Source organism: Providencia sp. 2024EL-00732 (genome assembly GCF_044006275.1).
Lineage (GTDB): Bacteria > Pseudomonadota > Gammaproteobacteria > Enterobacterales > Enterobacteriaceae > Providencia > Providencia huashanensis.
Window position 1 is genome coordinate 62978 of the sequence record NZ_JBIPDG010000011.1, and the last position, 26068, is coordinate 89045.

Annotated in this window: 23 protein-coding genes; 10 read left to right on the top strand and 13 right to left on the bottom strand. The window is 39.1% G+C overall.

Going from position 1 to position 26068, the window contains the following annotated elements; genetic code table 11:
* Nucleotides 1-25: 25 nt before the first annotated feature.
* Nucleotides 26-907 (bottom strand): LysR substrate-binding domain-containing protein, encoded by an 882-nt coding sequence (locus tag ACHB7C_RS16175; RefSeq protein WP_071547624.1) that lies wholly within the window; start codon nt 905-907, stop codon nt 26-28.
* Between the two features lie 85 nt (nt 908-992).
* Here ACHB7C_RS16175 and ACHB7C_RS16180 point away from each other — a divergent pair, with 85 nt between their 5' ends.
* Nucleotides 993-2054, top strand: coding sequence for a nitronate monooxygenase family protein (locus ACHB7C_RS16180; RefSeq protein ID WP_272656532.1), 1062 nt, complete (start codon nt 993-995; stop codon nt 2052-2054).
* A gap of 47 nt (nt 2055-2101) precedes the next feature.
* On the opposite strand, the gene yhjD is transcribed toward ACHB7C_RS16180, so the two are convergent.
* Together yhjD and ACHB7C_RS16190 are read right to left on the bottom strand one after the other, a co-directional pair.
* Nucleotides 2102-3094 carry an inner membrane protein YhjD gene (gene yhjD, locus ACHB7C_RS16185; protein WP_370661209.1) on the bottom strand — a complete coding sequence of 331 codons (993 nt, stop codon included), beginning with the start codon at nt 3092-3094 and terminating at the stop codon, nt 2102-2104.
* Between the two features lie 205 nt (nt 3095-3299).
* The gene (locus ACHB7C_RS16190) at nt 3300-3704 is read right to left on the bottom strand and encodes a DUF1090 domain-containing protein (RefSeq protein ID WP_042847646.1); all 405 of its coding nucleotides are present in this window, start codon (nt 3702-3704) and stop codon (nt 3300-3302) included.
* Between the two features lie 234 nt (nt 3705-3938).
* On the opposite strand from ACHB7C_RS16190, the gene ACHB7C_RS16195 reads away from it, so the two are divergent.
* Together ACHB7C_RS16195 and gorA are read left to right on the top strand one after the other, a co-directional pair.
* Nucleotides 3939-4781 carry a 23S rRNA (adenine(2030)-N(6))-methyltransferase RlmJ gene (locus tag ACHB7C_RS16195; protein WP_048605429.1) on the top strand — a complete coding sequence of 281 codons (843 nt, stop codon included), beginning with the start codon at nt 3939-3941 and terminating at the stop codon, nt 4779-4781.
* 139 nt (nt 4782-4920) lie between these two features.
* Nucleotides 4921-6273, top strand: a complete 1353-nt coding sequence (gene gorA / locus ACHB7C_RS16200; RefSeq protein ID WP_042847802.1) for a glutathione-disulfide reductase — start codon at nt 4921-4923, stop codon at nt 6271-6273.
* Nucleotides 6274-6352: 79 nt separating this feature from the next.
* Here the strand turns inward: gorA and ACHB7C_RS16205 are convergent, their stop codons facing one another.
* The 8 genes from ACHB7C_RS16205 to mobA all read right to left on the bottom strand — a co-directional run bounded on the left by ACHB7C_RS16205 (nt 6353) and on the right by mobA (nt 14970).
* A complete protein-coding gene (locus ACHB7C_RS16205) occupies nt 6353-6949 on the bottom strand; it encodes a glutathione S-transferase family protein (RefSeq protein ID WP_042847644.1) in 597 nt (198 codons plus the stop codon).
* A 49-nt stretch (nt 6950-6998) separates the two neighbouring features.
* Entirely contained in the window at nt 6999-7697 is a 699-nt protein-coding gene (locus ACHB7C_RS16210; RefSeq protein WP_042847643.1) for a YafY family protein, read from the bottom strand.
* 137 nt (nt 7698-7834) lie between these two features.
* Nucleotides 7835-9139 carry a carbohydrate porin gene (locus ACHB7C_RS16215; protein ID WP_071547625.1) on the bottom strand — a complete coding sequence of 435 codons (1305 nt, stop codon included), beginning with the start codon at nt 9137-9139 and terminating at the stop codon, nt 7835-7837.
* Between the two features lie 175 nt (nt 9140-9314).
* The gene (locus tag ACHB7C_RS16220) at nt 9315-10709 is read right to left on the bottom strand and encodes a glycoside hydrolase family 1 protein (RefSeq protein ID WP_198861423.1); all 1395 of its coding nucleotides are present in this window, start codon (nt 10707-10709) and stop codon (nt 9315-9317) included.
* Nucleotides 10710-10720: 11 nt separating this feature from the next.
* A complete protein-coding gene (gene bglF, locus ACHB7C_RS16225) occupies nt 10721-12616 on the bottom strand; it encodes a PTS beta-glucoside transporter subunit IIABC (protein WP_131680827.1) in 1896 nt (631 codons plus the stop codon).
* 176 nt (nt 12617-12792) lie between these two features.
* A complete protein-coding gene (gene licT / locus ACHB7C_RS16230; RefSeq protein WP_042847639.1) occupies nt 12793-13629 on the bottom strand; it encodes a BglG family transcription antiterminator LicT in 837 nt (278 codons plus the stop codon).
* A gap of 232 nt (nt 13630-13861) precedes the next feature.
* A complete protein-coding gene (mobB, locus tag ACHB7C_RS16235) occupies nt 13862-14380 on the bottom strand; it encodes a molybdopterin-guanine dinucleotide biosynthesis protein MobB (RefSeq protein ID WP_048605423.1) in 519 nt (172 codons plus the stop codon).
* A gap of 2 nt (nt 14381-14382) precedes the next feature.
* Nucleotides 14383-14970: a molybdenum cofactor guanylyltransferase MobA gene (gene mobA, locus ACHB7C_RS16240; RefSeq protein WP_048605421.1), complete on the bottom strand. Its 588-nt coding sequence runs from the start codon at nt 14968-14970 to the stop codon at nt 14383-14385.
* 216 nt (nt 14971-15186) lie between these two features.
* On the opposite strand from mobA, the gene ACHB7C_RS16245 reads away from it, so the two are divergent.
* From ACHB7C_RS16245 to polA, 4 genes are all read left to right on the top strand, one after another.
* The gene (locus ACHB7C_RS16245; RefSeq protein WP_042847634.1) at nt 15187-15456 is read left to right on the top strand and encodes a YihD family protein; all 270 of its coding nucleotides are present in this window, start codon (nt 15187-15189) and stop codon (nt 15454-15456) included.
* A 6-nt stretch (nt 15457-15462) separates the two neighbouring features.
* Entirely contained in the window at nt 15463-16458 is a 996-nt protein-coding gene (locus ACHB7C_RS16250; protein WP_349483867.1) for a serine/threonine protein kinase, read from the top strand.
* A gap of 33 nt (nt 16459-16491) precedes the next feature.
* The gene (gene dsbA / locus ACHB7C_RS16255) at nt 16492-17112 is read left to right on the top strand and encodes a thiol:disulfide interchange protein DsbA (protein ID WP_042847629.1); all 621 of its coding nucleotides are present in this window, start codon (nt 16492-16494) and stop codon (nt 17110-17112) included.
* Between the two features lie 422 nt (nt 17113-17534).
* Nucleotides 17535-20327, top strand: a complete 2793-nt coding sequence (polA, locus tag ACHB7C_RS16260) for a DNA polymerase I (RefSeq protein ID WP_131680831.1) — start codon at nt 17535-17537, stop codon at nt 20325-20327.
* A gap of 475 nt (nt 20328-20802) precedes the next feature.
* On the opposite strand, the gene yihA is transcribed toward polA, so the two are convergent.
* Nucleotides 20803-21414 carry a ribosome biogenesis GTP-binding protein YihA/YsxC gene (gene yihA, locus ACHB7C_RS16265; protein WP_042847624.1) on the bottom strand — a complete coding sequence of 204 codons (612 nt, stop codon included), beginning with the start codon at nt 21412-21414 and terminating at the stop codon, nt 20803-20805.
* A 330-nt stretch (nt 21415-21744) separates the two neighbouring features.
* On the opposite strand from yihA, the gene ppiA reads away from it, so the two are divergent.
* The 3 genes from ppiA to ACHB7C_RS16280 all read left to right on the top strand — a co-directional run bounded on the left by ppiA (nt 21745) and on the right by ACHB7C_RS16280 (nt 24640).
* Nucleotides 21745-22317, top strand: a complete 573-nt coding sequence (gene ppiA / locus ACHB7C_RS16270; RefSeq protein ID WP_042847622.1) for a peptidylprolyl isomerase A — start codon at nt 21745-21747, stop codon at nt 22315-22317.
* Between the two features lie 403 nt (nt 22318-22720).
* Entirely contained in the window at nt 22721-23296 is a 576-nt protein-coding gene (locus ACHB7C_RS16275; RefSeq protein ID WP_042847620.1) for an aminodeoxychorismate synthase component II, read from the top strand.
* A gap of 129 nt (nt 23297-23425) precedes the next feature.
* Nucleotides 23426-24640 (top strand): aspartate aminotransferase family protein, encoded by a 1215-nt coding sequence (locus ACHB7C_RS16280; RefSeq protein WP_042847617.1) that lies wholly within the window; start codon nt 23426-23428, stop codon nt 24638-24640.
* A 60-nt stretch (nt 24641-24700) separates the two neighbouring features.
* Here the strand turns inward: ACHB7C_RS16280 and ACHB7C_RS16285 are convergent, their stop codons facing one another.
* Nucleotides 24701-26050, bottom strand: a complete 1350-nt coding sequence (locus ACHB7C_RS16285; protein ID WP_395347892.1) for a hypothetical protein — start codon at nt 26048-26050, stop codon at nt 24701-24703.
* Nucleotides 26051-26068 lie beyond the last annotated feature (18 nt).

Below are 26068 nucleotides of genomic sequence, written 5' to 3' on the forward strand. Positions count from 1 at the left end.
AGGTAATTATAATGAAGGCACTATATTAATCATGACTAGATGCACTAATACACGCTTTAAATGCGCTAAAAGCAGGGACATGGTAATTTTCGCGGTAAATCAAAAGGGTATCACAGTGAGTCACTGTAATTCTGCCTAATTTTAAAGATGAAACAGGCATTGATTCGATTAATTTTTTTGGAAGAAGTGCCACACAGCTCCCTGCGGTAACACAAGCCACCATCGCGTGATAAGAGTTCATTTCTTGTACATTCCAATCGAAACTTGCTGGAATATTTAACCATTGCTCCGCAATATTCCGATAGCTACACCCTTGTGCAAAAGCCGCTAAACAACGGGTTTTAACTTGATTTACAATGGTTGCTGAATGTTCATGTTCAGGAAGCAACAATTGCAATTCTTCTTGCCAAATGACCTCGGTCTTGATCCCCATTTGTGAGAGTTGGTTAGGTTCATATAGCGCAGAAGGCAGTGCGACAAACGCACAATCCAGTTTGCCGCTATTGACTTGTTCTAGCAATGAAAGTGAAGACCCAGTACGTAATAACAATTTAGTATTTGGGTTTTGCTGATGAAATTGTGCTAAAGGTATGGGTAGCCGACAAGCCGCCGTACTTTCCATGCTTCCAATACGCAACTGCCCACCTTCTCGCCCCCCACTAATGACATGGCGAGCTTCTTCCTCAAGGGCTAATAACCGATGAGCATAATCAAGAAATTGCCTACCAGCCTCTGAAAGTTCAAGGCGTTTATTTTGCCGAATAAACAACAGTTCGCCAAGATTTGACTCCAATTGTTGAATTCGTGTTGTGATATTCGATGGTACGCGACCTAAACGTGCAGCTGCGCGGGTGATATTGAGCTCAGCAGCAACGGTACAGAATATTTTAAGAGTTTCAGTGTTCATTTTCTCTTTATGTGAATATAGTGCTATATTCATTCTCAATGTAAGAAAGTAAAGTGTATCCCGACATTACAATAAAGGAAAGAAAATGGCTAAAGAAAATGCATTTTTACACCGGTTAGGCTTACGCTATCCTATCATTCAAGCTCCGATGGTGGGGGTGTCTACACCTGCATTAGTGGCGGCAGTTTCTGAGTCCGGTGGGTTAGGTTCATTAGGGTTAGGGGCAAGCACAGTTGAACAAGCACGTCAGATGATAGCTCAAACACAGGCACTGACAGATAAGGCATTCAATGTGAATCTATTTTGTCATCAACCACCAAAACGCAACCAAACTAATGAACGCGCATGGATAGAATATCTGGCGCCTTACTTTGCTCAGTTTAATACGGCTCCTCCAACTCATCTTAATGAAATCTACCAAACTTTTTTAGGTAACTCTGAAATGTTGGCGATGTTGTTAGAGATGAAACCAGCTTCAGTCAGCTTTCATTTTAATATCCCTTCAGCCGAGGTCGTACAGCAATTAAAGTCGCAAGGCATTTATACCTTAGCCACCGCGACTAATTTGCAAGAAGCCCAGTTAATAGAACAGGCCGGGATTGATGCAATTGTTGCTCAAGGTATTGAGGCTGGTGGGCATCGCGGTATATTTGATGTAAATATGCAAGATGAACAATTAACGACTAACGCATTGGTATCATTACTTATAAAACAGACCCAGTTACCTATTATTGCAGCAGGGGGAATGATGGATGGTTATGATATCAAAGGGGCATTAGATGGCGGTGCAGCCGCAGCGCAGTTGGGAACGGCGTTTATTTTGTGTCCTGAATCTGCCGCAAATAGTAGCTATCGGCAAAAATTGAAAAGCCAGACAACGGATACCACCACTTTAACAACTGTAATCTCAGGGCGGCCGGCAAGGGGGATTGCGAATCAATTTACGCAAATAGGCCTTGATTATAAAATAAATGAATTACCTGATTATCCAATTGCTTATGATATTGCAAAACAGTTAAATGCCGCAGCAAGTCAGTTGGGGAGTGATGACTTTTCTGCTCATTGGGCAGGGAAAAACCTAGTGAAAATCCGCGAAATGCCAGCCGCCTTGCTTGTGAAAACGTGGGTTGAAGAGATGAATGGATAAATTGTGTAAATAGTAGGGCGGCGATTATCGCTGCCCTAATTGGATGATTAAAGCGTTGTTTCGGTAGGCAATGAGTCTTTTTGCTCATCGGTAGCTATCCATGCTGCACAAAATAGGGTTAAACGGGCAAAAAAGTAGAAAAAAGCCATTAAACCTAGTACTGAACCAAATGCTGCACCGGAAGGAGATGACGCTAGGTTCGGTAAAATCCATGTCATGATTGATTTAATAATTTCAAACCCGATGGCAGCCAGAAAAGTCCCTTTGATGAGTGACCGACGACGATGTTGCATACGAGGTAAAATCCAAAAAATCCATAAAAATAATAGGAAATTAGCCATGATAGAGATAGTTAACCCTATTAGTGTCCACGCAGGTTTTAACCACTCGATACCATCAAGCCCTAATGTGCTGACAATGGTTGCTTGTGCAGAACCGGCCACTGAAGTGAGCATGATTGTGACAACCAATGCGATCAGCAAACCAATCAAAGCAAAAAAATCGCGGATATAGCGGAAAATAATGTTTTCGTGCTCATCTTCATTTCGCTCCCATACAGGGCGCGATTGAGCCAAAATAGCTAAACGTAAGTTATTTACCCAGTTGACCCCTGAATATACCGCTAAGGCTAAACCGGTTAACCCGACCGTCGTACGTTGGCGAATTGCAGTATCGATGGTTCTTTCTAATGTATTAGCTAGGGTTGGGTCAGTAATATTTGCAGAAATTCCTCGGACTAATTTTTCAAGTAGTTCAGGGTTACTGGCTAAGACAAAACCCGCAGCTGCAAATGAAAACATTAAAACAGGAATTAACGATAGAAATGAGAAATAGGTAATTGCGGCACCAAACTGGTTTCCCATACGGTCAGTAAAACGTTGTGCGGTACGAATGAGGTGTGCAATAAATGGAATTGCACAAATAAAATTAACAACACGCATTGAGAATGTGAGCGCTTTTTTACTGCCATCAATACTTTTATTCAGTGTCGCTTTCAGCTTGTTGCTATCTTTTTGTTCTTCTTCCTGCATATTCGACATTTAATCCCCTTTTCCTGCAACGAAAACTGTCTTACTTTGGCCTTGTTCAGTGGCTAGTTATGAATGATATGCACAATACTATAGCCTAAAATAAAGGGTAACTTCATCCCAATGCCTATTTTTTAGATAAACAAATGTCATTGGAATGATATTGTGCAGTGAAAGTAACCAATTCATTAATCAGGAAAAAGGGAATATATCAAAATTAAAGAGCCCCTTTGTATATCTGCATCTCGTCTTGTGCTTCTTTTAATTCAGCCTGCGCTTCAGCTAATTTGCGTTCACGTTTTTTAATCTTTTTGAGGTCATTACCTTGTTGCTTTTCTTCTTTTAATTCAGCTTCGCGTTCTTGCACTTTTTCACGTTTTTCGTCGACATTCTTTTGGCTATCACGATATAAAGACTCTGGGGTGCAATAACGATTAACGTTATCTAATGCTTCTTCTAAGCCGCGAACACGGTATTGGTTGCCATGCTGTTTCGCGTATTTTATCTGTGCTTCAATTCTTTGTTTTTTAATGTCGCAGCCATTTTGTGTTTTAGCTGCCATGACTGATGAACTTACAAAAAACAAAGCGGAAGCTGTGGTTACTATCAGTAGCTTCTTCATGATTTACCCCTGGTTATGTTGAAATTTGTATTTAGGATAGCGTTTTATTTCATTTAGGTCATGTGAATTTTAGCGCTGCCTTCACTGTGACAATTGTGGCTAAATTTAGCTATAATGAGGCTGAAGAATTAATCCGGCCTATTTTTTGTTCAAAAAGGCACTCTTTAAAGCACCTATTTAATAGTAGTCATCTTATTTGGCTAGTGTTGAATTTCCTCAGGAAATAAACGTTACATGTTAAGTTATCGTCACAGCTTTCACGCAGGCAACCATGCCGATGTGTTAAAACACACGGTACAGAGTTTGATTATTGAGTCTCTAAAAGAGAAAGAAAAACCTTTTCTGTATTTAGACACGCATTCAGGTGCAGGTCGTTATCAACTAACCAGTGAACATGCAGAAAAAACAGGTGAATACCTCGAAGGGATTGCGCGGATATGGGAGCAACCAGATTTACCTGAGGAATTACAGCCCTATATGAGTATTGTACGTAAGCTCAATGATAATGGCCGTTTGCGTTATTATCCGGGCTCGCCTTTATTAGCCAAATATTTATTGCGTGAGCAAGATAAACTGGTATTAACGGAATTACATCCGAGCGATTATCCGTTATTACGTACTGAGTTTTCACGTGATAATCGAGCACAAGTTTCTAAAGAAGATGGCTATCAACAATTAAAATCAAAGTTACCACCACAAAGTCGTCGAGGTTTTGTGTTGATGGACCCACCTTATGAAATGAAAACAGACTATGAAGCGGTCGTTAAAGGTGTGGTTGAAGGGTACAAACGTTTTGCAACGGGAACCTATGCAATTTGGTATCCCGTCGTGTTGCGCCAACAAATAAAACGTATGCTTAATCAATTAGAAGCAACAGGGATCCGCAGAATTTTACAAATCGAATTGGCTGTGCGACCTGACAGCGACCAACGCGGCATGACGGCATCGGGTATGATTGTCATCAACCCACCGTGGAAATTGGAACAGCAAATGAAAAATGTGCTGCCTTGGTTACATAAAACACTGGTGCCTGAAGGTATAGGGCATACTTTAGTTGAGTGGGTTGTACCAGAATAATTCGCACAATAGGATAGGTATAGCCAATTGAATTAACAGGTATTAGCTATCATAAAACGCTATTCATGCCATGGCAATCAATAGCATGATGCGAGAAAATGAATCAATGAGTCATTCAATCAATGGGAATAACCAAATTATGAGCAAACATTACGACTATATTGCAATTGGTGGCGGAAGCGGTGGTATTGCGTCGATGAACCGTGCAGCAATGTATGGGCAAAAATGTGCCTTAATTGAGGCTAAAGCATTAGGTGGAACTTGTGTGAACGTAGGTTGCGTACCGAAAAAGGTTATGTGGCATGCGGCACAAATTTCTGAAGCCATTCGTAATTATGGTCCTGACTATGGTTTCGATACGACAATTAATCGTTTTGATTGGAAAACATTAATTGATAGCCGTACTGCTTATATTGATCGCATTCATCAATCTTATGACCGCGTTCTTGGCAATAATAAAGTTGATGTGATCAGTGGTTTTGCTCGTTTTGTTGATGCACATACTGTTGAAGTGGATGGCGAAACTTATACCGCGGATCATATTTTAATTGCCACCGGTGGTCGCCCTGTGATCCCTGCTATCCCTGGTGCAGAGTATGGTATGACTTCTGATGGTTTCTTCGAGCTGGAAGCGCTACCAAAGCGTGTTGCTGTGGTGGGTGCGGGTTATATCGCTGTTGAATTGGCAGGTGTTTTAAATGGACTCGGTGCGCAAGCACACTTATTTGTTCGTAAACATGCGCCACTGCGTTCATTCGACCCTCTGATTGTAGAAACGCTGGTTGAAGTTATGAACACGGAAGGGCCAAAACTGCACACAGAGTCTATTCCAAAAGAAGTGGTAAAAAATGCCGATGGTTCTTTAACGTTAAAATTGGAAAATGGCCAAGAGCATACAGTTGATGCATTGATTTGGGCTATTGGTCGTGAGCCAATGACGGATAACCTGAATATTGAAGCCACGGGTGTTGAGCTGGATGAGAAAGGCTACATCAAAGTGGATAAATACCAAAATACCAATGTCGCTGGTGTATATGCAGTGGGTGATAATACTGGTGCTGTTGAATTGACTCCTGTGGCTGTTGCGGCAGGGCGTCGTTTATCCGAACGTTTATTTAATAATAAACCAGATGAACATTTAGATTACAGTAATATTCCAACGGTAGTATTTTCACACCCACCAATTGGCACTGTGGGTTTAACTGAGCCAGAAGCCGTTGAAAAATATGGCGCTGAAAATGTGAAAACTTATAAATCGTCTTTCACAGCCATGTATACTGCGGTAACTTCTCATCGTCAACCTTGCCGTATGAAGTTAATTTGTGTGGGTGAAGAAGAAAAAATTGTCGGTATTCATGGCATTGGTTTTGGTATGGATGAAATTCTGCAAGGCTTTGCAGTAGCGTTAAAAATGGGCGCAACCAAGAAAGACTTTGATAACACTGTGGCTATTCACCCAACCGCAGCGGAAGAGTTTGTGACTATGCGTTAAGCATACGAATAATATTGGTTATACTGTTAATGAATAAAAGAGCCAAGTAGTTAATAACTTGGCTCTTTTTACATGGGGATTACGCGAGTAGCTCGGCAATTTCAGGAATAGTTGACAAGCTTTTCATGTAAGCTTTCATTGCTGGTGTGACTTCCATCATATTGTATTTAGTGAAGAATATTACAAATGCCCCTACATACACATCCACTGCGGTGAATTGCTCGCCACAAATAAAAGGTTTAGCGTTATTTAAACCGGTTTCTAAGCACGCCATTGTGCGTTCAACAGAACCAAATCCAGATGATTTTTGTTGTTCTTCATTGAGCTGAATATTAAGGCCGTTAATTGTGAACGCAGTTTCTATTGGGCCCGCGGTAAAGAGGAACCATCGATAATAATCAGCACGCTTGGCGTCGTTAAGTGCAGGAGCTAAGCCTTTTTCAATAAATTTGTCCGCTAAATATAAACAAATCGCCGCTGTTTCAGTGACGATAGCCTCACCATCAACCAATGCTGGGACTTTTGCCATTGGGTTAATTGCCAAATATTCGGCCGTGTGCATATCTGCACCATAATCTAATTCAATACGTTTATAAGGAACATCTAAAATTTTTAACAGTAGGTCAACAGTATTACCGCGTGACATTGAATTAGTAAAAAGCACCAGTTCGCTCATGATTATTCCCTTATAAGAAGTTGAGCACTTACTATAAGGTAGAGCTGTGTCAGAAATTGTCAGTAGACACGCAGAGGACTTCTTTACTCCATCGTTCAAGCAAATAATTTTTAGGGTAGGGGAGTTTATGCTCAAGGGCACGATAGGATTGAATGCGGTCTAAACGAAAATGGCGATAACTTTCCCGTAATTCACACCAAGCGGCGAGTACTTGGGAATCTTTCATATAACCAATTGCAATCGGCCAAATAATTCGTTCACTCTGTTGGTTCTGGCCATCTAGGTAAATAATTTGAGCTTTACATTCTTCGCGCAAGCTTAGGCGCAAGTCTTTAGCAATAATATCGTTTATTTCATGGAAATGTGTGGTGGGCGCAAACAAGGTGTTTTGGTTTAAGATTTTCTGTGAATTACCTGCTACGACAGCATTTATTTTACTAATGGCACGTATTGCTGAGTTTTTTAGCTCTCTATCGGCATTACTTTTAACCCAGCGCAAACCTAAAACCAGTGCTTCCAGTTCATTTTCATCGAAAGTGAGTGGAGGCAATAATAAGCCGGTTTTTAGTTGGTAACCAATACCCGCCTCACCTAAGATTTCAGCGCCTTGGTTGCGTAACGACTCAATATCTCGGTAAATAGAGCGGATACTGACTTGTAGCTGAGAAGCAAGAGCTTCTGCCGTAATGGGGTAGCGGTTTTCTTTGAGTATTTGCAATAAAGTCAGTAAGCGTTGAGTGCGAGTCATTTATCAGCCTAGCTAGAACGATAGATTAAGAAATTAAACACAGAATAGGGTATTACAGGGAAAAATCAAAGCTGCGAAAGATGGCGGAAAATTATTGGCCTGATAGCCGGTAAGTTTAGCTTTCAGGCCTGATATGTTTAGAAAGTGACGACGGTTTTTAAGCCGAGTACCCATGCATCAGAGGTTTGCTTAATCCCCCCTGGATTGTGCCAGTATTGGACATCAGGTTGTAGCTCTAGCCAAGAAACCGGTTTGAAACGGTAATACAGTTCTGCGTTAAACGCGTTAGAGGTTATAGGGCGAAAGAAAGGGTCATGGTAATCTGTGATGCCAAATTGTTGGTTATACTGTTTTTGGCCTTTGGCAAAGTGATCACTTAATTCAATATAAGAAACACCTAAACCCACCCAGTCTTCAGGCCTTGCATCGAATAATCCACGATAACGCAAGGAACTTGAAACCACATAATTCATAAAATTACTACGTTCATCGTGGTAGCTTCCACTTAAGGATAAACTTAAACCTCTATTGGGGTCGTCTTGGTGGCGAGTTAATTGTTGGTTCATGCCACCATAGATAAACCATGTGCTGTGGTAGGTTTTATCTTTGTAGAGATCTTGCTGTTTGGCATTGGTGTACAATAATCCTACATTATAGGCCCCCGGTAACCCATTGACGAAAGTGCGGCTTTCGACCTCTAAAGGTAATACAATGCCTTTACTGCCTTTAGTTGACCAGCTCCAAGCGTGGCTTCTATCAGTTGCTTGAGGATTTTGTTCCATAACCCCTGTTTTAATAGTCACCTCTGGTGTGATTTTATAGCTGACAGTGGTTCCCCACGTGTGAATATTCCAGTTACTCCAGACAAGAGCATTTGCAGATTTACCACCACACTGGGTGCGCAATTGAAAATCACATGGAATAATTTGGTCGAATTCTTGTACTTTATTCATCATGCCAATACGCCAAGTGAGACGGCGTTCGTCAAAACTTCGGGCGAAAGTTAGCCAACCTAAGCGTGTAATAGAACCACCGCCAGCACTTTCTTGGGTTTGGTCATAATTAGGAGTTCGTGGGTCTTGAACCCGTTTTAAGGTGAGGTCATCATTGTGATTGCGGTTAACAATATTCCCTTCAATACGAGCATCTGGGATGCCTGTCCACCGCTCTAGGTCTTGGGTAAAGGTGAAGGCAAATTGGTCAATATAAGCGGTGTATTTATCATCATCATAACCGCCACTTGCATTATAGGCAACTTGGCTTAAATAATTACTATGAAATGAAAAACCATGATCCGATAAAATAGGGCGAATGCCAAGCATGTCGCCAAATAGCCCTTTAGGGGCAGGTTCAAACCCTAATACAGTACCATCCCATGATTGTTCATTAGCAATAGCGGGTAATGTTAAAAATAACAGGGGAAATATAATTTTTTTATTCATTTATTATGGAACCTATTTTAAGGCGCAAAAAACTAATAAATACAAAATAGTATTTATTAATATCTACGTAAATTTTATATATTAAATATAGGATGTAGAAACTACCTATATAATATCTGTAATATTACTAGAGAGGCTTATAAAGTATAAACCCCTCAATATTTAATTAGGTTAATTAACGAATTAATAACTCCCCTTTTGACTTAATGATTTTTTGATACCAATAAAAGCTTTTTTTCCGTTTGCGTTCAAGCGTGCCATTGCCTTGGTCATCTCTATCAACATAAATAAACCCATAACGTTTAGACATTTGCGCATTTGAGGCGCTAACAATATCAATCGGTCCCCAACTAGTATAACCCATAACATCTACACCATCTTGAATGGCTTCATGTACTTGGACTAAATGGTCGTTAATATATTGTATGCGGTAATCATCAATAATATCTCCCTCAGGAGTCACTTGGTCGATAGCCCCTAGCCCATTTTCAACAATAAATAATGGTTTTTGGTATCTATCCCATAATAAATTTAATATTGTTCTTAGCCCTTGAGGATCAATTTGCCATCCCCACTGTGAGCTTTCTAAATGAGGGTTTGGGATCATACTGAGAATATTACCTCGTTTCTTATTATATTCTTCTTTATCTGCGGTAATGCAGCCAGTCATATAATAACTGAAAGAGATAAAATCAATAGTTTGTTTAAGATCTTGTTTATCTTCTTCGGTAATATTCAGATGAATTTGGTTATCTTTAAAATAACGTAGCATATAACCGGGGTAAGCCCCACGGCATTGAACATCACCAAAGAATAACCATGTGCGATTTTCAGTCATGGCTTCCCAAATATCATTGGGCTTGCATGTTAGGGGATAAACTAACCCACCGAGCAACATGTTCCCTATTTTGGCATCAGGGATAATTTCATGGCAGGCTTTTGTCACTCTTGCGCTGGCAACAAGTTGGTGATGGATAGCTTGATAAATCGCTGTTTTTGAACTGGTCTCTGCTAATCCTACACCTGTCATCGGGGCGTGAAGTGACATGTTGATTTCGTTAAATGTGAGCCAAAGTTTGACTTTGTCTTTATACCGTTGAAAAACAGTGCGTGCATAGCGTTCAAAAAATGTAATGACTTGGCGACTTCCCCAACCACCATATTCAGTGACTAAGTGATAGGGCATCTCATAATGAGATAAAGTAACTACAGGTTGAATATGGTATTTCGCCATTTCTGCAAATAATTTATCGTAGAAAGCCAGCCCTTCTTCATTTGCTTCTTGCTCATCGCCACGTGGGAAAATACGGCTCCATGCGATAGAGGTACGTAAACAGGTGAACCCCATTTCAGCAAAAAGAGCAATATCTTCTGGGTAACGATGATAAAAATCGATAGCGATATCTTTAATATATTGGTCATTATTGGTGCGTTTAACGACTCCACCAAAAATACCATTTGGTTGAACATCAGAGGTACTTAACCCTTTTCCTGCTGTCAAATAAGCGCCTTCGGCTTGGTTTGCTGCAATGGCGCCTCCCCATAAAAATGTCTCAGGAAATTTTGTCATCATTTTATTCCTTATTTCGGATTAACTGTCATGAATGTAATACCGGGATTGATTGTTTGGTTGAGCGTGATGGTTTTAACAGCAGCATAGTCATCACTATTACTAACAATGATTGGTGTTGTTACGTCATAACCAGATTCAATAATTTTTTCTAAATCGAAGGTGAGTAACAGGTCACCGGCTTTGAACGTATCCCCCTGTTTTACCTCAGGAGTAAAGTAGAGACCGTCTAGTTTCACGGTGTCTATACCCACATGGATCAACACCTCAATACCGCTTTGACTTAATAGACCTAGCGCATGCCCAGTTTTAAAAAATGAGGCCACTTCCCCATCAAATGGGGCATATACCGCACCAATGTTTGGAATAATTGCGGTACCTTGGCCGAGTAATCCACTTGCAAAGGTTTCATCGGGAACTTCATTTAAAGGTAATGTACGGCCAGACATTGGCGATAGAATGTCATTCGGAGCAACGGGTTGCACTTGAACATCAGTAGGTTGAGCTTGTTGTGGCTGCTTTTTAACGCCAAAAAAACGGGTTGCTAGGCAAGCGAAGGTAAATGAAATCAATGAGCCGATGATTGCTCCCCAAACGGTTTTGTCAAAGCCGCTTGCAGGGATGATTTGGGTAAAGGTAAAAATATTCACTAGCCCAAAAGAGTAAGTTAGCGTTTGGCTGTAGCCGATGATTGCACCACCGACACCGCCTCCAATACAGCCGAAGATAAAAGGTCGGCGTAGTGGTAGGGTAACACCGTACACAGCGGGCTCAGTGATACCAAAGATCCCCGCGGTGACGGAAGAGCCTGCCATAATTCGCATTTTTGCATTATGGGTTGCTAACATGACGCCAAGTGCTGCACCGACTTGCCCAGCAACAGCAGGGAGAAGTAATGGCACGAGTGCATCTTGCCCAAATACACTGAGGTTATTGATACTAATTGGAACAATTCCCCAGTGTAGACCGAAAATAACACACACCTGCCAAATTGCGCCCATAAATGCGCCAGCAATAATGGGGGTAAAGTTATAAATAGCTTGGAATGTATCTGCAATTAATAGGCTTAACCAAGTTGCTGACGGGCCGATAACCAAGAAAGTGAGGGGGACGATAATTAATAAACATAAAAATGGTGAAATAAAATTTTTCATCGCCGCGGGTAATAAGAGGTTCAGCCTTTTTTCTAATAAACAGCTCAGCCAAGCTGCAAAGATAATAGGAATAACAGACGTACTGTAATTAATAAATGTGAGTGGAATTCCTAAAAAATATTCGGGAGCTGCACCCGCAAGGCTTTGTTGAAACGCAGTTAACATGGATGGATGTACTAGCGCACCTCCAATAGCCATGGTTAAGAATGGGCTACCCCCAAATTTTTTCCCTGCGGTATAACCGAGCACTAGCGGGAAGAAATAAAATAGTGAATCACTGGCTGCAAACCATAATTTATAGGTGGCACTTTGTTCTGATAGCCAATGAAGTGTAACAAATAAAGAAAGAAAGCCTTTTAAAATCCCTGATGCAGCCATAACTCCCAGTATTGGCGTGAATATACTGGAAACAATATCGATAAAATGGCTAAAAATATTTTCTTTATCCTCTTTTTCGCTGGATAGGTTTTTATCTTTTTTAGAGGGAGACACTACGGTTGTATCTTCTTTGCCAATTAATTGATTTATTGCGTTATAGACTTCATGAACGTGATTGCCAATGACAACTTGAAATTGCCCACCGCTTTCAACAACGGTAATCACCTCTGAATTTTGTTTCAAATGTTCAGGGTTGGCTTGTTTTATTTCCTTAAGTTTAAAGCGTAAGCGAGTGGCACAATGAATAACATTGACGATATTGTCTTGACCGCCAACATCGTGAATGATTTGTTCTGCTAAAGGTTGGTACTTCATAAAATATTCCTTTATCACATGATGATAAACATTAGTGCTATGAATGTGCAAAAAAAAACCTGATACTCTCTTCTTATCAGTAAGAAGAGTCATTATCAGGTTTTGCCCACCAGAATTGGCGGTAACAATCCATTAGGTTTTTATTGTAAGTCAGTCACATAGCGTATTTAATTAAGTTATATCGAGTTCTCTTTTCTGACACGCTCAATGTGGATAGTAAGAAACATACATTCCTCATCCGTTAAAGTGCGTTGGTATTTTTTTTGTAAAAACTGGCTTATTTTTTCGGCGCATCGCCAAGATGTTGAATAGTTTTCTTTAATGACAAGATGCATCGAAGCATCATCATTTGGCACGGGTGTATTATTCATCATGCGATGGGCAAAAAACTTTAAGTGAGTAATAAAACGTTGATAACTCAAAGTTTCTTCATGATAGTCAACTTTGAGGTTATATTTCACGATATTAATGATTTCTTGCATTACTTTCATTGTTTGTATGACAACAGGCATTTCCCCAGTAAGTTGTGCATTTACAAAATGTAAAGCAATGAACCCCGCTTCATCAACAGGTAGCTCGATACCGTGTTTTTCATTAATTAGAGCTAATGAATCTAAGCCTAATTGGTACTCTTTTGGATATAAACGTTGTATTTCCCATAGCATGGTATTAGTGATTGCTAAGCCTTTTGTTTGCCTTTCAATGGCATAATTACAATGGTCGGTTAATACAATATATAAACTTTCGTTTAATTCACCTAACTGGTATTTAGCTCGTTGAATTATCTCATCACAGGTTTTCATGATGGAAATGGGAATATGGCTAAGTAATTCGCTAAGCCGAGCAGTTAACTCGTCGCTACGTAACTCATAAATTTTTTCAATTTTTGTTATATCGACATCGTCATGTGCTTTTTTTTGAAATGCCAAGCCCCTCCCCATGACAACGATTTCCTGTTGTTTCTCATTCAGGGCAATGACCACATTGTTGTTTAATATTTTTGCGATCTTCACTTTCAATCCCTTAGAAACGAAAAAAACCCGATAGCCCAATGACAAATCATTGGTATATCAGGTTTTGCCTGTCAGTAATGACAGTAACAATCCAGTATTCTTACTTTTCTGCACTTTAATCAAATTGGGATATGAATTCAAATGTCAAAGCTTGAAAATGTGAGGAACCTCGTATTGCTATGTATAGTTAATCCAAATTTACTTGTTTATTAATTACACAAAAATTAGCAAGCTAATGGCTCTTTTGCCACCAAGATACAATATAATCAGCAATTTGTTCAGGGTTATTAATATCTAACTGTGGCACATTGGTATCGATAATTTCATTACTAGCAACAGCAACGACATAGTTGTCAATCAAGCCGTTGAGTGGCTTACCGACCTCTGAACGAAACAAGGCAATTTTATCGATCGTTTCCTGTTTAAACCCTTCGACTAAAATAAGGTCTAATGACGCGGGGTCGAAGCGACTCGCTAAATAATACAAATCCATTCCATTGGCATCAGGGGTTTCAGTCATCAGTGCCCAGCGTTTTTGACTGGCGACTAAGGTTTGGTCAGCCCCAGCCTTGCGTAGTTCAAAGCTGTCTTTGCCCGGTTTATCTACTTCCATATCATGGTGTGTATGTTTGATTAAGCCAACACGTAAGTTACGCTGGCGGAGCAAAGGGATCACTTTTTTCAACAATGTTGTTTTACCGGTACCGCTATAAGCAGTAATTCCTAGTAGAGGTAGAGTATTTTGCTTCATAGTTATTTTTGTTGTAACTCCCAATTACGACTATCTTCTAAGGTATTTAGGTTTGCAAATGCATCGAATTCTGATGAAAAAATAATCCCTTTTGCATTAACTTCTTGCATAAATATCATCAATTTACGATCACCTCTTGCAAGGTAATCATCAAGTTGTGTTTTTAATGAACGATGGAGCAAGGCAAATGTAGGGTGCTCGCGTCTTTCATCTTGTGCATAACAGGCTAAATGATTGCCTTTTTCGTTAAACATTTTTTCAGCTAAATTTAGCGGAAAAGCGGGGACATCGCAGGGGACAAATAGCAACCAATCAGTTTTGGCATAATGCATTGCAGATTGCATACCTGCAAGAGGGCCAGAAAAGTTATTCTCTAAATCAGAAATGACCGTTAACTGACTTTCATTGTAACGAGCTTGGTTACGGTTGGCATTGATCATTATTGACCCTACCTGTGGGCTTAGGCGCTCTAATATGTGTTGGTAAAGAGGTTTACCCATCAAAGGGACTAAACCTTTATCTTGCCCCCCCATTCTGGTGCCTAGGCCACCTGCAAGTATGACACCTGTTATTGACTGGCGAAACGTCATGTTCAATATCCTTGAATATCTTCAATAAAATGTTTTAACATTCCCAGAAAACACCTTCGAGTATAGTAATTGCTAAAATTTATTCTATTTGGTTATAAAATCAATGAATATTCGTCACAATTGCAGTTAAACTTTACGTAGATTGACAACAGTTCGCTTTTTCTCTTGTATGATTATTGGTAACTTGTATCGAATATTCGTGATAAAGGAATAAACATGAAATGCCATCGTTTAAATGAAGTTATTGAGCTACTACATCCTGTTTGGAAAGATAATTCAGATTTAAACCTAGTAGAGTTATTACAAAAGCTGGCTGATGAAGCAGGTTTTAAAGGCAGTTTGTCTGAATTGACAGATGATGTACTAATTTATCATTTAAAAATGCGTGGCACGAACAGTAATGAAGTGATCCCTGGTCTAAAAAAAGATTATGAAGATGACTTTAAAACAGCCATTTTGCGCGCTCGCGGCATCATTAAAGATTAAACTGTGATGGATAAAATAGAGCATTCGAATTTCCATTTCAGTGGAATTTCTCCTGATTTGATTCTAGATGCCTTGATGGAAGTGGGGATTTACCCTGAATCGGGCTTAATAGAGTTAAACAGCTATGAAAATCGAGTTTATCAATTTCAAGACGAAAACCGTCAGCGTTATGTGGTGAAATTTTATCGCCCTGAACGTTGGAGCCGCTCACAAATTCAAGAAGAACACGACTTTACATTGGAATTAGTCGAGGAAGGTCTCTCTATAGCTGCACCAATTGAATTTGCAGGGCAAACAGTATTAGAGTTCGGTGGTTTTTTATTTGCTGTTTTTCCGAGTATCGGTGGTCGGCAATATGAAACTGATAATTTATTTCAATTAGAAAGTGTAGGGCACTTATTAGGGCGAATACACCAGATTGGTAAACGTAAAAACTTTGCATTTCGTCCTACAATGGGTGTTGAGGAATACCTTGATCAACCTCGGCACATAATTACATCTAGCCCACTGATAACTGCACGTTATAAAGAGCAGTTTATTGAGTCACTGGATGCATTAATTGCACAAGTAAAATTACTGTGGCCTACAACATTGTCGTCAATTCGCTTACAAGGTGATTGCCACCCCGGTAATATTTTATGGCGAGATGAGGCTTGGCTGGTGGACTTTGATGATGCTCGAAATGGTCCCGCAATCCAAGATTTATGGATGTTATTAAATGGCCCTCGTCAAGAGCAGGTCATTCAATTAGATACATTATTAGAAAGTTATAATGAGTTTTGTGACTTTGATGTAAAACAGCTAAAGCTTATTGAACCTCTCAGGGCTATGCGTATGGTGCATTATCTTGGATGGGTTATCCGTCGCTGGCAAGACCCTGCATTCCCTCGTGCATTTTCATGGCTGCAAGCTGATGATTTTTGGAAAAAACAATCACTCGAATTTATACAACAAACCGAACGATTGAAAGATCCCCCTTTGCAGTTAACCCCTCAGTTTTAACTTTTAAGTCTTTGTTTTTGGAGAATGTAGTATATGAAAAAAATTATGTTGGCTTTGCTTGGTATTGCTATGTCATTTGGTGCTGCTGCGGCAAATTATACCGAAGGTAAAGAGTACACTGAGGTACAACCTGTGCAAGGTTTACCACAAGTTATTGAGTTTTTCTCTTTCTATTGCCCACACTGTTACCAATTTGAAACTGTGTATAAAGTACCTGCAACAGTAGAAAAAAACTTACCAGACAATGTAACAAAAGCGCGCTATCACGTCGATTTCCTTGGTCCTTTGGGGCCTGATTTAACTGAAGCTTGGGTGGTTGCTACTGTTCTGAAAGTAGAAGATAAAATGACCCCTCTTTTGTTTGAAGGTATTCAAAAAACGCAAACTATTAACACCAAAGCAGATATCCGTAATACCTTTATCAAAGCTGGTATTCTTGCTGAGGAGTATGATGCAGCTTTAAATAGTTTCGCTGTTAAAGGTCTTGTTGAGCAACAAAGACAAGCCGCGCAGAACTTAAAGCTTAGAGGCGTTCCAGCCGTATTTGTTAATGGTAAATACCAAGTACGTAATAACGGCATCACTGTAGATAACGCCGCAGACTATGGTAAAGAATTCTCTAACGTTGTGAATTTTTTAGTCAATAAAAAATAAGTATGATTGATGGTGGTAATATCGCCACCATCAACTGTCATATAAAGTATATTGAATCAATATCCACAATTACTTAATCTCCTCTTCTTTGCATTAAAGCAATTCTTAATTACACTAAGTCATTGATATTACTTTCTTGTTTTAGTCTTTTTAATGCATGTTACTTGTTGAATTTACTGAGCAACATAAATTTATACACACGGTTATCCACAGGTTTTGTCAAAGCAGCTAGTAACATTAAGTGACTAGAGTTAATGAAAGTAATCACTTAGGTTAACTATAGCTAGGTCGTTTACTTGAAAGAAGATGCTGATCGGCGAGATTTTAACAAAGTGGCTAAGTGGAAAAAACTTGGGATGTATCTGAAGCGACATTATGGCATCCTATTAGCATTCGTTCCCGATAAAAGATGATGACAGATTATGGCTCAGATTGCAGAAAACCCTCTTATTTTGGTTGATGGTTCCTCTTACTTATACCGTGCTTACCATGCATTTCCACCTTTGACCAACAGTGCTGGTGAACCTACAGGGGCTATGTATGGCGTAATTAATATGCTGCGTAGCTTGGTCATGCAATATAAACCTAGCCATGTTGCTGTTGTCTTTGATGCGAAGGGAAAAACATTTCGTGATGAGTTATTCGAAAGTTATAAATCTCATCGCCCGCCGATGCCAGATGATTTACGCGCACAAATTGAACCACTACACAGTATGGTTGAAGCTATGGGGCTACCGTTGCTCGTTGTTTCTGGTGTAGAAGCTGATGATGTAATAGGTACTTTGGCCTGTGAAGCTAGTCGTAACGGTACACCTGTTTTGATTAGTACTGGTGATAAAGATATGGCACAACTTGTGGAGCCTAATATTACGCTCATCAATACCATGAATAACACTATTTTAGGTCCGGATGAGGTTCAAGAAAAATATGGGGTTCCACCTGAGCTTATCATCGATTTCTTAGCGTTAATGGGGGATTCATCAGACAATATCCCAGGTGTGCCTGGTGTTGGTGAAAAAACAGCGCTGGCTTTATTACAAGGGATTGGCAGCTTAGAAAAAATATATGAGAACCTAGAAGCTATAGCGCCTTTGGGCTTTAGAGGGTCTAAAACATTAGCGCCAAAAATGGCTGAAAATCGTGAATTAGCTTTCTTATCATACCAACTGGCCACTATTAAAACGGATGTTAAGTTAGACAAAACCTGTGAAGAGTTACGTGTCGATCAACCTGATGTAGACAAATTGCATCAGTTGTTTAGCCGTTATGAATTCAAGCGCTGGTTGTCTGATGTAGAAAATGGGACGTGGATGGAAGGTAAAGGTTCAACTGCTAAAGCAAATCCGGCTATAGCAACATCTACGGCAAAAGTCTCAGTACCGACGGCCCCCACCTTAAATGCTGAAAATTACCAAACAATTTTAGAAAAGGCAGACTTAGACCGCTGGGTGGAAAAATTGAGCTCAGCATCTTTGTTTGCTTTTGATACTGAAACGGATAGCTTAGACACACAAGAAGCGCGCCTTGTGGGGATGTCATTTGCAATTGAAGCGGGTCATGCCGCCTACCTACCGTTAGCCCATGATTATCTTGATGCACCAGCTCAGTTGCCACTGGATGAAGTTTTACAAGCAATGAAACCGATACTGGAAAGTGAAAAAATCCTCAAAATCGGGCAAAACTTGAAATACGATGCGGAAGTTCTTGAAAATTATGACATTGAGTTAAAAGGTATCGGCTACGATACGATGTTGGAGTCGTATGTGCTCAATAGCGTTGCGGGGATGGGCCGTCATGATATGGACAGTTTGGCTGAGCGTCATTTGAACCATAAGACAGTGAGTTTTGAAGAAATTGCGGGCAAAGGCAAAAAACAGCTAACTTTCAATCAAATCGCGTTAGAGCAGGCCTCGAACTATGCGGCAGAAGATGCTGATGTAACATTATTACTGCACCAAGCACTGTATCCTCAATTGGAAGCTGAGCCAAAACTTAACCATATTTTTAAGAATATCGAAATGCCATTAGTTCCTGTTTTAGTCAGAATGGAGCGTAAAGGAGTTTTGATTGATGCAACAGTATTAGCCGCACAGTCGAAAATCATTACTGCGCGTTTAGCAGAACTTGAAAAAGAAGCGTTTGAGCTCGCTGGTGAAGAGTTTAATCTGGCATCACCAAAACAATTACAGGCAATTTTATTTGAAAAATTACAACTACCTGTTATCAAAAAAACGCCAAGTGGTGCAGCCTCGACCAATGAAGAAGTACTTGAAGAACTTGCATTAAACCATGCTTTACCAAAATTACTTCTGGAGCATCGTAGTTTAGCTAAATTGAAATCGACTTACACAGATAAACTACCGCTTATGATAAACCCACGTACGCAGCGTGTGCATACGTCGTATCATCAAGCCGTTACGGCGACTGGGCGTTTGTCTTCAAGGGACCCAAACTTACAAAATATCCCAGTAAGAACAGAAGAAGGCCGCCGTATTCGCCAAGCTTTTGTTGCACGCGAAGGCTATAAAGTCATGGCTGCGGACTATTCACAAATTGAATTACGTATCATGGCACATTTATCTCAAGATAAAGGCCTACTCACTGCATTTGCGGAAGGCAAGGATATTCACAAAGCAACGGCAGCAGAGGTATTTGGTGTTCCACTTGAACAAGTAACCAGTGATCAGCGTCGTAGTGCTAAGGCAATTAACTTCGGTCTTATCTATGGGATGAGCGCATTCGGGCTAGCAAGGCAATTAGGTATCCCGCGTGGTGAAGCTCAACGTTATATGGATCTCTATTTTGAACGTTACCCGGGTGTTCTACGCTATATGGAAAATACACGTCTACAAGCATCAGAACAAGGCTACGTTGAAACACTAGAAGGGCGCAGGCTTTATTTGGCTGATATAAAATCAAGTAATGGTATGCGCCGTAAAGCTGCTGAACGTGAAGCTATCAATGCTCCAATGCAAGGAACAGCTGCTGATATTATTAAAAAGGCAATGATTGCTGTCGATGAGTGGCTACAAACAGAGAAACCCCATGCTGATATGCTAATGCAAGTTCATGATGAATTAGTGTTTGAAGTTAAGGAGTCAGAACTCGAACAGGTACAAGCACAGGTTCAGACATTAATGGAGCAAAGCATGAAACTGGATGTTCCGTTAAAAGTAGATATTGGAATAGGTAATAATTGGGATGAAGCTCATTAATTATTAGTTTTATCTGACTGACAATAAAAAACGCCTAATAAAACCATTAGGCGTTTTTTTATGCATTTGACATTATTCACTATAAATTGAATATAACTACCCGATAAACCACTAAACTAACAATGAAAACAGAATGATTTCATGACATATTTATGCGACTTACCTCTCATAAATATGTAATTAAAATACGTTTTTAGGGCTGTATTTTTAAGGTGTACTTGCTGAATCGTAGTAAGCTTTGAAAAAAAACTACAAAAAGCCTTTTTTTCGAGCGAAAAATAAAGTACATTAATAGGCGTAGGGTACAGAGGTAAGATGTTCTATCTTTCAGACCTTTTACTTCACGTAATCGGATTTAGCTGAATATTAGCTGCTCCAGTCAATTTTTTTGATTGGAGCATTTTTTTGCCTAAAATTCAGTAGATTAGACTATCAAAGGCTTAGTGAGCTATTTCTAGCTCACACAGTGATGGGATTAAATTGGTGTGTTATACCAGCTATCTAACTTAATACGAAGTTTATCAACGCCTATTTTTTTCAGTGCTGAGAAATATTCAACTTCAATATCCCCCTCAAGTGGTGCAAGAGCTTGACGCACTTCCGTCAGCTGTTTTTTTCTCGCGCCAGAGGCAAGTTTGTCCGCCTTAGTCAGTAAAACGAGGACTGGTACACTCATTGCAACAGACCATTCTATCATTTGCATATCAAGATCTTTCAATGGATGGCGAATATCCATTAGCACCACAAGCCCTTTAATACATTCCCGCTTTTGTAAGTATTCACCGAGCGCTTGTTGCCATTTGCGTTTCATTTCTTCGGGAACTTCGGCATAACCATAACCGGGAAGGTCAACAAGGCGAATGCCTTCCTCAACTTCAAATAGGTTGATTAGCTGAGTTCTTCCTGGGGTTTTACTGGTGCGTGCTAAACCTTTTTGTTGAGTTAATGCGTTTAAAGCGCTTGATTTACCCGCATTTGAGCGGCCAGCAAAAGCAACCTCGATACCGGTATCTTTTGGTAAATGCCGAATATCCGGTGCACTGATGACAAATTTTGCCATCTGGTAGTTATGATTCTTAATTGCCATTTGTCGTTCTCCCTGAGTTAGCCTCAAAAGGCTGGGGGATTATAGCTTTGCTTACGCCATCCCGACAACTTGAAATATCCCTTGTATTGGTTTTACTGACTTAATAGTGAAATGCTTTACCTTTAGCGTGATATAAATCGTAAAATCTAGCTAATTGATAAATAATCATTATCTGTGAAGTTTTTTGTCTAAATTAGTCTACAATTTAACACGCTTGGTAGGTTTGACCGTTTTTGGCGTAAATATAGGTAAATCTTCAGCAATCTTGCTAGCTTCGCTCTAGAATTGCTTGATTGTAGTTGTAATGAGTCACAATGAAAGGGATCTTACATGTTAAAACGAATTTTTGTGCCAATTTTGGCCATTTGCGCAATTAGCGCGTCCTCTTTTGCATTATCGGCGGGTGAGACTTATGTTAAATTAGTCACTTCAGCGGGTGATATTGAATTAGAACTGAATGGTAAGAAAGCCCCTGTTTCGACAGAAAACTTTGTTCAATATGTTAATGAAGGTTATTACAACGGAACCACTTTCCACCGTGTTATTCCTGGGTTTATGATCCAAGGCGGTGGCTTTAATAAAGATTTGCAGCAAAAACAAACTCGAGCGCCAATTAAAAATGAAGCAGATAACGGGCTACGTAACCTACGTGGCACCATCTCTATGGCTCGTACTGCAAATAAAGATAGCGCAACAAGCCAGTTCTTTATTAACGTTGCTGATAACGCGTTTTTAGACCATGGTCAACGTGACTTTGGTTATGCGGTTTTTGGTAAAGTGGTAAAAGGTATGGATGTAGCGGATAAAATCTCTAAAGTGAAAACAGAGAATGTTGGTCCGTATCAAAATGTTCCTGTTGAACCCGTTACTATCATTTCAGCAGAAGTGATTAAAAAGCCTTAATCTTATATACACAGTGGGTAGGTGAATTTACCTGCCCGCTTGAGTTGTAAATATCGGTTCTGTGACATGTTCTGATGCACCTTACTTGTGTTATCCACTAAAAGTTAATCCGAATTTTCTATTTTTTGAGGTGGCTTTTACTTCCTTGTATTTAAAGTAATTCTTAACTTCAATATCATTTTGTTATCGTAATGTAAATATAATTCCATGATTTTTATATGGAAAATTATTTCTGATAAAAGCATTCATTGACTTAAATAGGCTATTTTCTTGTCTTGGCTGTGCTATGATAGCCGACCTTATTATTTTTTAGCGTTTTTAATCATCGTTCTGATTGCCAAGACCTAAAAAATATGCATAAGAAAATAATATATAATGATAAAAATCAGTCGGATAGCCTAATATGCTTCTACTTATTGATAATTACGATTCATTTACCTACAACTTATACCAATACTTCTGTGAGTTAGGTGCTGAGGTTGTTGTAAAACGTAATGATGAAATTACCATCGAAGAAATTGAACAGCTTTCGCCTACCCATCTTGTGATTTCGCCTGGGCCATGTACGCCTGATGAGGCTGGTATCTCCCTTGAGGCAATAAAATATTTTGCGGGTAAACTCCCTATTTTGGGTATTTGCTTGGGGCATCAGGCGATTGGGCAAGCTTTTGGCGCATCAGTCGTTAAGGCTCGTCAAGTTATGCACGGCAAAACATCAGCAATCCATCATAATCACCAAGGTGTGTTTAAAGGTTTAAACCGTCCTTTGACTGTGACTCGTTACCATTCTTTAGTTATTGCAGCAGAGACACTTCCTGTTTCTTTTGATGTGTCAGCATGGTCATTAAATAACGGTGATGTTGATGAAATCATGGGAATACGGCACAAAACTTTACCTATAGAAGGTGTTCAATTCCACCCAGAAAGTATTCTAAGTGAACAAGGTCATGAATTACTGAATAATTTTCTGAAGTATTAGTTTGCGAATATCATTGATAACAAATTAATTATGCATATTTCTCCGTTAACTATTGCTCTTTTGTGATTTTTTATTCATATTTGATGATTATATTTTCATTTTAGCAGAGAGTAAGGGTAGGTGAGGGGTATGTCAGAACAACAATCAGTCAATCGGCAGACTTTTGATCAAGTTATGTTGCCTATTTTTTCACCCGCTGAGTTTATCCCAGTTAAAGGTGAAGGTAGCCGTGTTTGGGATCAGCAAGGTAAAGAATATATTGATTTTGCAGGGGGGATTGCCGTTCTTGCCCTTGGCCATTGCCATCCTAGCTTAGTGTCGGCAGTGCGTGAACAAAGCGAAAAACTGTGGCATGTCAGTAATATTTTTACCAATGAGCAAGCACTTAAGTTAGCGCAAAAATTAACTAGCGCTACTTTTGCTGACCGTGCATTTTTTGTTAATTCAGGTTCTGAAGCGAATGAAGCCGCATTTAAGTTAGCGCGTCGTTATGCCATCACCAAATATAATCCTTATAAAACTAAGATTATTGCATTTAAGCAAGCTTTCCATGGCAGAACATTATTTACGGTCTCTGTTGGTGGGCAAGCGAAATATGCAGATGGTTTTGGGCCAAAACCTGCCGATATCATCCATGTCCCTTTCAACGATCTTGAAGCAGTAAAAGCGGTTATAGATGAAAATACCTGTGCGGTAGTGCTTGAGCCTGTACAAGGTGAAGGTGGAGTGACCGCGGCAACATCTGCATTTTTACAAGGTGTACGTAAGCTGTGTGATGAAAATAATGCACTGTTAATTTTTGACGAAGTACAAAGCGGTATGGGGCGTACAGGGAAATTATTTTCATATATGCATTATGATGTGACCCCCGATATTTTAACCACGGCAAAAGCACTGGGGGGCGGCTTTCCTATTAGTGCTATGATCACCACAGAAGAAATTGCTAAAACAATGGAAGTTGGGTCTCACGGTACAACCTATGGTGGTAATCCATTGGCTTGTGCGGTAGGGAACGCGGCCTTTGATATTATTAATACTGAGGAAGTACTAAATGGTGTCGAAAAACGTCGTGAATTATTTATCGCTCATTTAAATAAACTGAATGATAAATACCACGTTTTTTCTGAGATCAGAGGAATGGGCTTATTAATTGGTGCTGAGTTAGACGGCAAACTATTGAACCGTTCGAAAGATATCCTGCAAGCCAGTGCAGTAGAAGGTTTAATGATGCTTAATGCGGGTGCTAATGTATTGCGGTTTACGCCGTCACTGATTATTTCTGAAGAAGAAATTAATAGCGGTATGGTGAAATTAGAGACAGCGATTGGGAAGTTGTTGAAATAACTAAGAGATAAGTTGCAGAATGATTTCTGCAACTTATTGAAAGTTTAATTTTTATAGCATTTACTGAGTTGGTAATTGTATTTTTATTGCCTTCAATCGTGCTTGTAATTGCTCTTTTGAACTACTAATTGGTATTCCAGCAGCTAGGCATTGAACTTTATGTGTATATAAATATTTTTTTACTCCTTTATTATTGGCTAAAGGATATTTATTTTTTAGTGTCTCTTCTTTTTGAGCTATTTTTTCCTCACTAACCTTAACATCTGATGTAAGGTTATTGTCTTCATTATCGGAATGGTAGCCAGAAGATAACGAGGTGAGACTAATTGAGGCCATAGATAGCGCTTTGTTGGCAAGCTTTTCCTGTAGTGCTCTAATTTCATGATTTTTATTATTATTATCAATTCTTAAGTCTTGGACTAAACCTCTATAATCAAGGTTATCATTATCTAACACTTCAATTGAATTATATAACAAGTCATTTTCTAATATTAAGTTTTTAATAATTCTGTTATCTTTTGTGTTTTCAGTTTCTAATTTTTTTTCAAATAGGTCATCAAAATCAAAGTCGTGAGACTCATTGTGGTAAATAGGTGTATTATCTTCATCGTAGGTAATGAAAGATTCACATATTATCGGTTTTTTCAGAGCTAAAATATTTTTTTCTAGAGCATTTTTATCCAATGTAATATTGTGAACTTTATTTTTTATATCTTTTAATTCATTACTCAATAAAATTTTTACTGAGTTTTGTATTTTAATTAATTTTTCGATTTTTTTATTTTTTCCTTCTATGTTATTTTCCATTGGTATTTCTTTTTCTAATGACACTAAGTATTTACTTTCTTTTTTTAAGTATGCAATTCCTCTTGTTTTTGATTCATATCTTATGGCTGATTTCAGATCATCAATTTCGTTTTTTAGCTCTTCGCTTTTATTGGTCAATTTTTTATTTTTGTCTAATAAATCTAGGTAATGTTTAAGATAGCCTATTGTTTCATTTTGTTTCGCTATGATTTTATCTGTAGCTGGAATTTCGCTAAAAAAATCATTCTTACCTAGTAAATTATCAATGGAGTTTTCTGTTTTATTTTTTAAATCCTTAATGAATTGTGGGATATTAAATGAATTATCTATAAGCTTATTTTCAAGGGAAGAAATTGTTTTTTTGTTTGAGTTTAATTTATTAAGTAAATTTAAATCACTTCCCTTTGAACCAGCTTCTGGTAAGCTAATATAGAATTTTGATTCCGTATTTTTTTTGTTAAAATGAAAAAATGAGAATGGATTATTTATTTTCAAATTTTTAATTTTTTGTGTAATAGTGGGTGTTTCTTTCTTAGCCCCAGTTGATGAGTTTTTTCTGTATAGTGAGCTAGTTATGGTGGTATCTAGGGGGGTGGTTTTCATAGTCATATCCTATATTAA

What these genes read in the sequence shown, in the direction of transcription:
- ppiA (WP_042847622.1), top strand. Translation starts at nt 21,745, where the DNA reads ATGTTAAAACGAATTTTTGTGCCAATTTTGGCCATTTGCGCAATTAGC.
- ACHB7C_RS16275 (WP_042847620.1), top strand. Translation starts at nt 22,721, where the DNA reads ATGCTTCTACTTATTGATAATTACGATTCATTTACCTACAACTTATAC.
- ACHB7C_RS16250 (WP_349483867.1), top strand. Translation starts at nt 15,463, where the DNA reads ATGGATAAAATAGAGCATTCGAATTTCCATTTCAGTGGAATTTCTCCT.
- mobA (WP_048605421.1), bottom strand. Translation starts at nt 14,970, where the DNA reads ATGACGTTTCGCCAGTCAATAACAGGTGTCATACTTGCAGGTGGCCTA.
- ACHB7C_RS16280 (WP_042847617.1), top strand. Translation starts at nt 23,426, where the DNA reads ATGTCAGAACAACAATCAGTCAATCGGCAGACTTTTGATCAAGTTATG.
- mobB (WP_048605423.1), bottom strand. Translation starts at nt 14,380, where the DNA reads ATGAAGCAAAATACTCTACCTCTACTAGGAATTACTGCTTATAGCGGT.
- polA (WP_131680831.1), top strand. Translation starts at nt 17,535, where the DNA reads ATGGCTCAGATTGCAGAAAACCCTCTTATTTTGGTTGATGGTTCCTCT.
- gorA (WP_042847802.1), top strand. Translation starts at nt 4,921, where the DNA reads ATGAGCAAACATTACGACTATATTGCAATTGGTGGCGGAAGCGGTGGT.
- ACHB7C_RS16210 (WP_042847643.1), bottom strand. Translation starts at nt 7,697, where the DNA reads ATGACTCGCACTCAACGCTTACTGACTTTATTGCAAATACTCAAAGAA.
- ACHB7C_RS16215 (WP_071547625.1), bottom strand. Translation starts at nt 9,139, where the DNA reads ATGAATAAAAAAATTATATTTCCCCTGTTATTTTTAACATTACCCGCT.
- ACHB7C_RS16285 (WP_395347892.1), bottom strand. Translation starts at nt 26,050, where the DNA reads ATGAAAACCACCCCCCTAGATACCACCATAACTAGCTCACTATACAGA.
- yihA (WP_042847624.1), bottom strand. Translation starts at nt 21,414, where the DNA reads ATGGCAATTAAGAATCATAACTACCAGATGGCAAAATTTGTCATCAGT.
- ACHB7C_RS16205 (WP_042847644.1), bottom strand. Translation starts at nt 6,949, where the DNA reads ATGAGCGAACTGGTGCTTTTTACTAATTCAATGTCACGCGGTAATACT.
- ACHB7C_RS16175 (WP_071547624.1), bottom strand. Translation starts at nt 907, where the DNA reads ATGAACACTGAAACTCTTAAAATATTCTGTACCGTTGCTGCTGAGCTC.
- ACHB7C_RS16190 (WP_042847646.1), bottom strand. Translation starts at nt 3,704, where the DNA reads ATGAAGAAGCTACTGATAGTAACCACAGCTTCCGCTTTGTTTTTTGTA.
- bglF (WP_131680827.1), bottom strand. Translation starts at nt 12,616, where the DNA reads ATGAAGTACCAACCTTTAGCAGAACAAATCATTCACGATGTTGGCGGT.
- ACHB7C_RS16195 (WP_048605429.1), top strand. Translation starts at nt 3,939, where the DNA reads ATGTTAAGTTATCGTCACAGCTTTCACGCAGGCAACCATGCCGATGTG.
- ACHB7C_RS16220 (WP_198861423.1), bottom strand. Translation starts at nt 10,709, where the DNA reads ATGACAAAATTTCCTGAGACATTTTTATGGGGAGGCGCCATTGCAGCA.
- ACHB7C_RS16180 (WP_272656532.1), top strand. Translation starts at nt 993, where the DNA reads ATGGCTAAAGAAAATGCATTTTTACACCGGTTAGGCTTACGCTATCCT.
- yhjD (WP_370661209.1), bottom strand. Translation starts at nt 3,094, where the DNA reads ATGTCGAATATGCAGGAAGAAGAACAAAAAGATAGCAACAAGCTGAAA.
- dsbA (WP_042847629.1), top strand. Translation starts at nt 16,492, where the DNA reads ATGAAAAAAATTATGTTGGCTTTGCTTGGTATTGCTATGTCATTTGGT.
- ACHB7C_RS16245 (WP_042847634.1), top strand. Translation starts at nt 15,187, where the DNA reads ATGAAATGCCATCGTTTAAATGAAGTTATTGAGCTACTACATCCTGTT.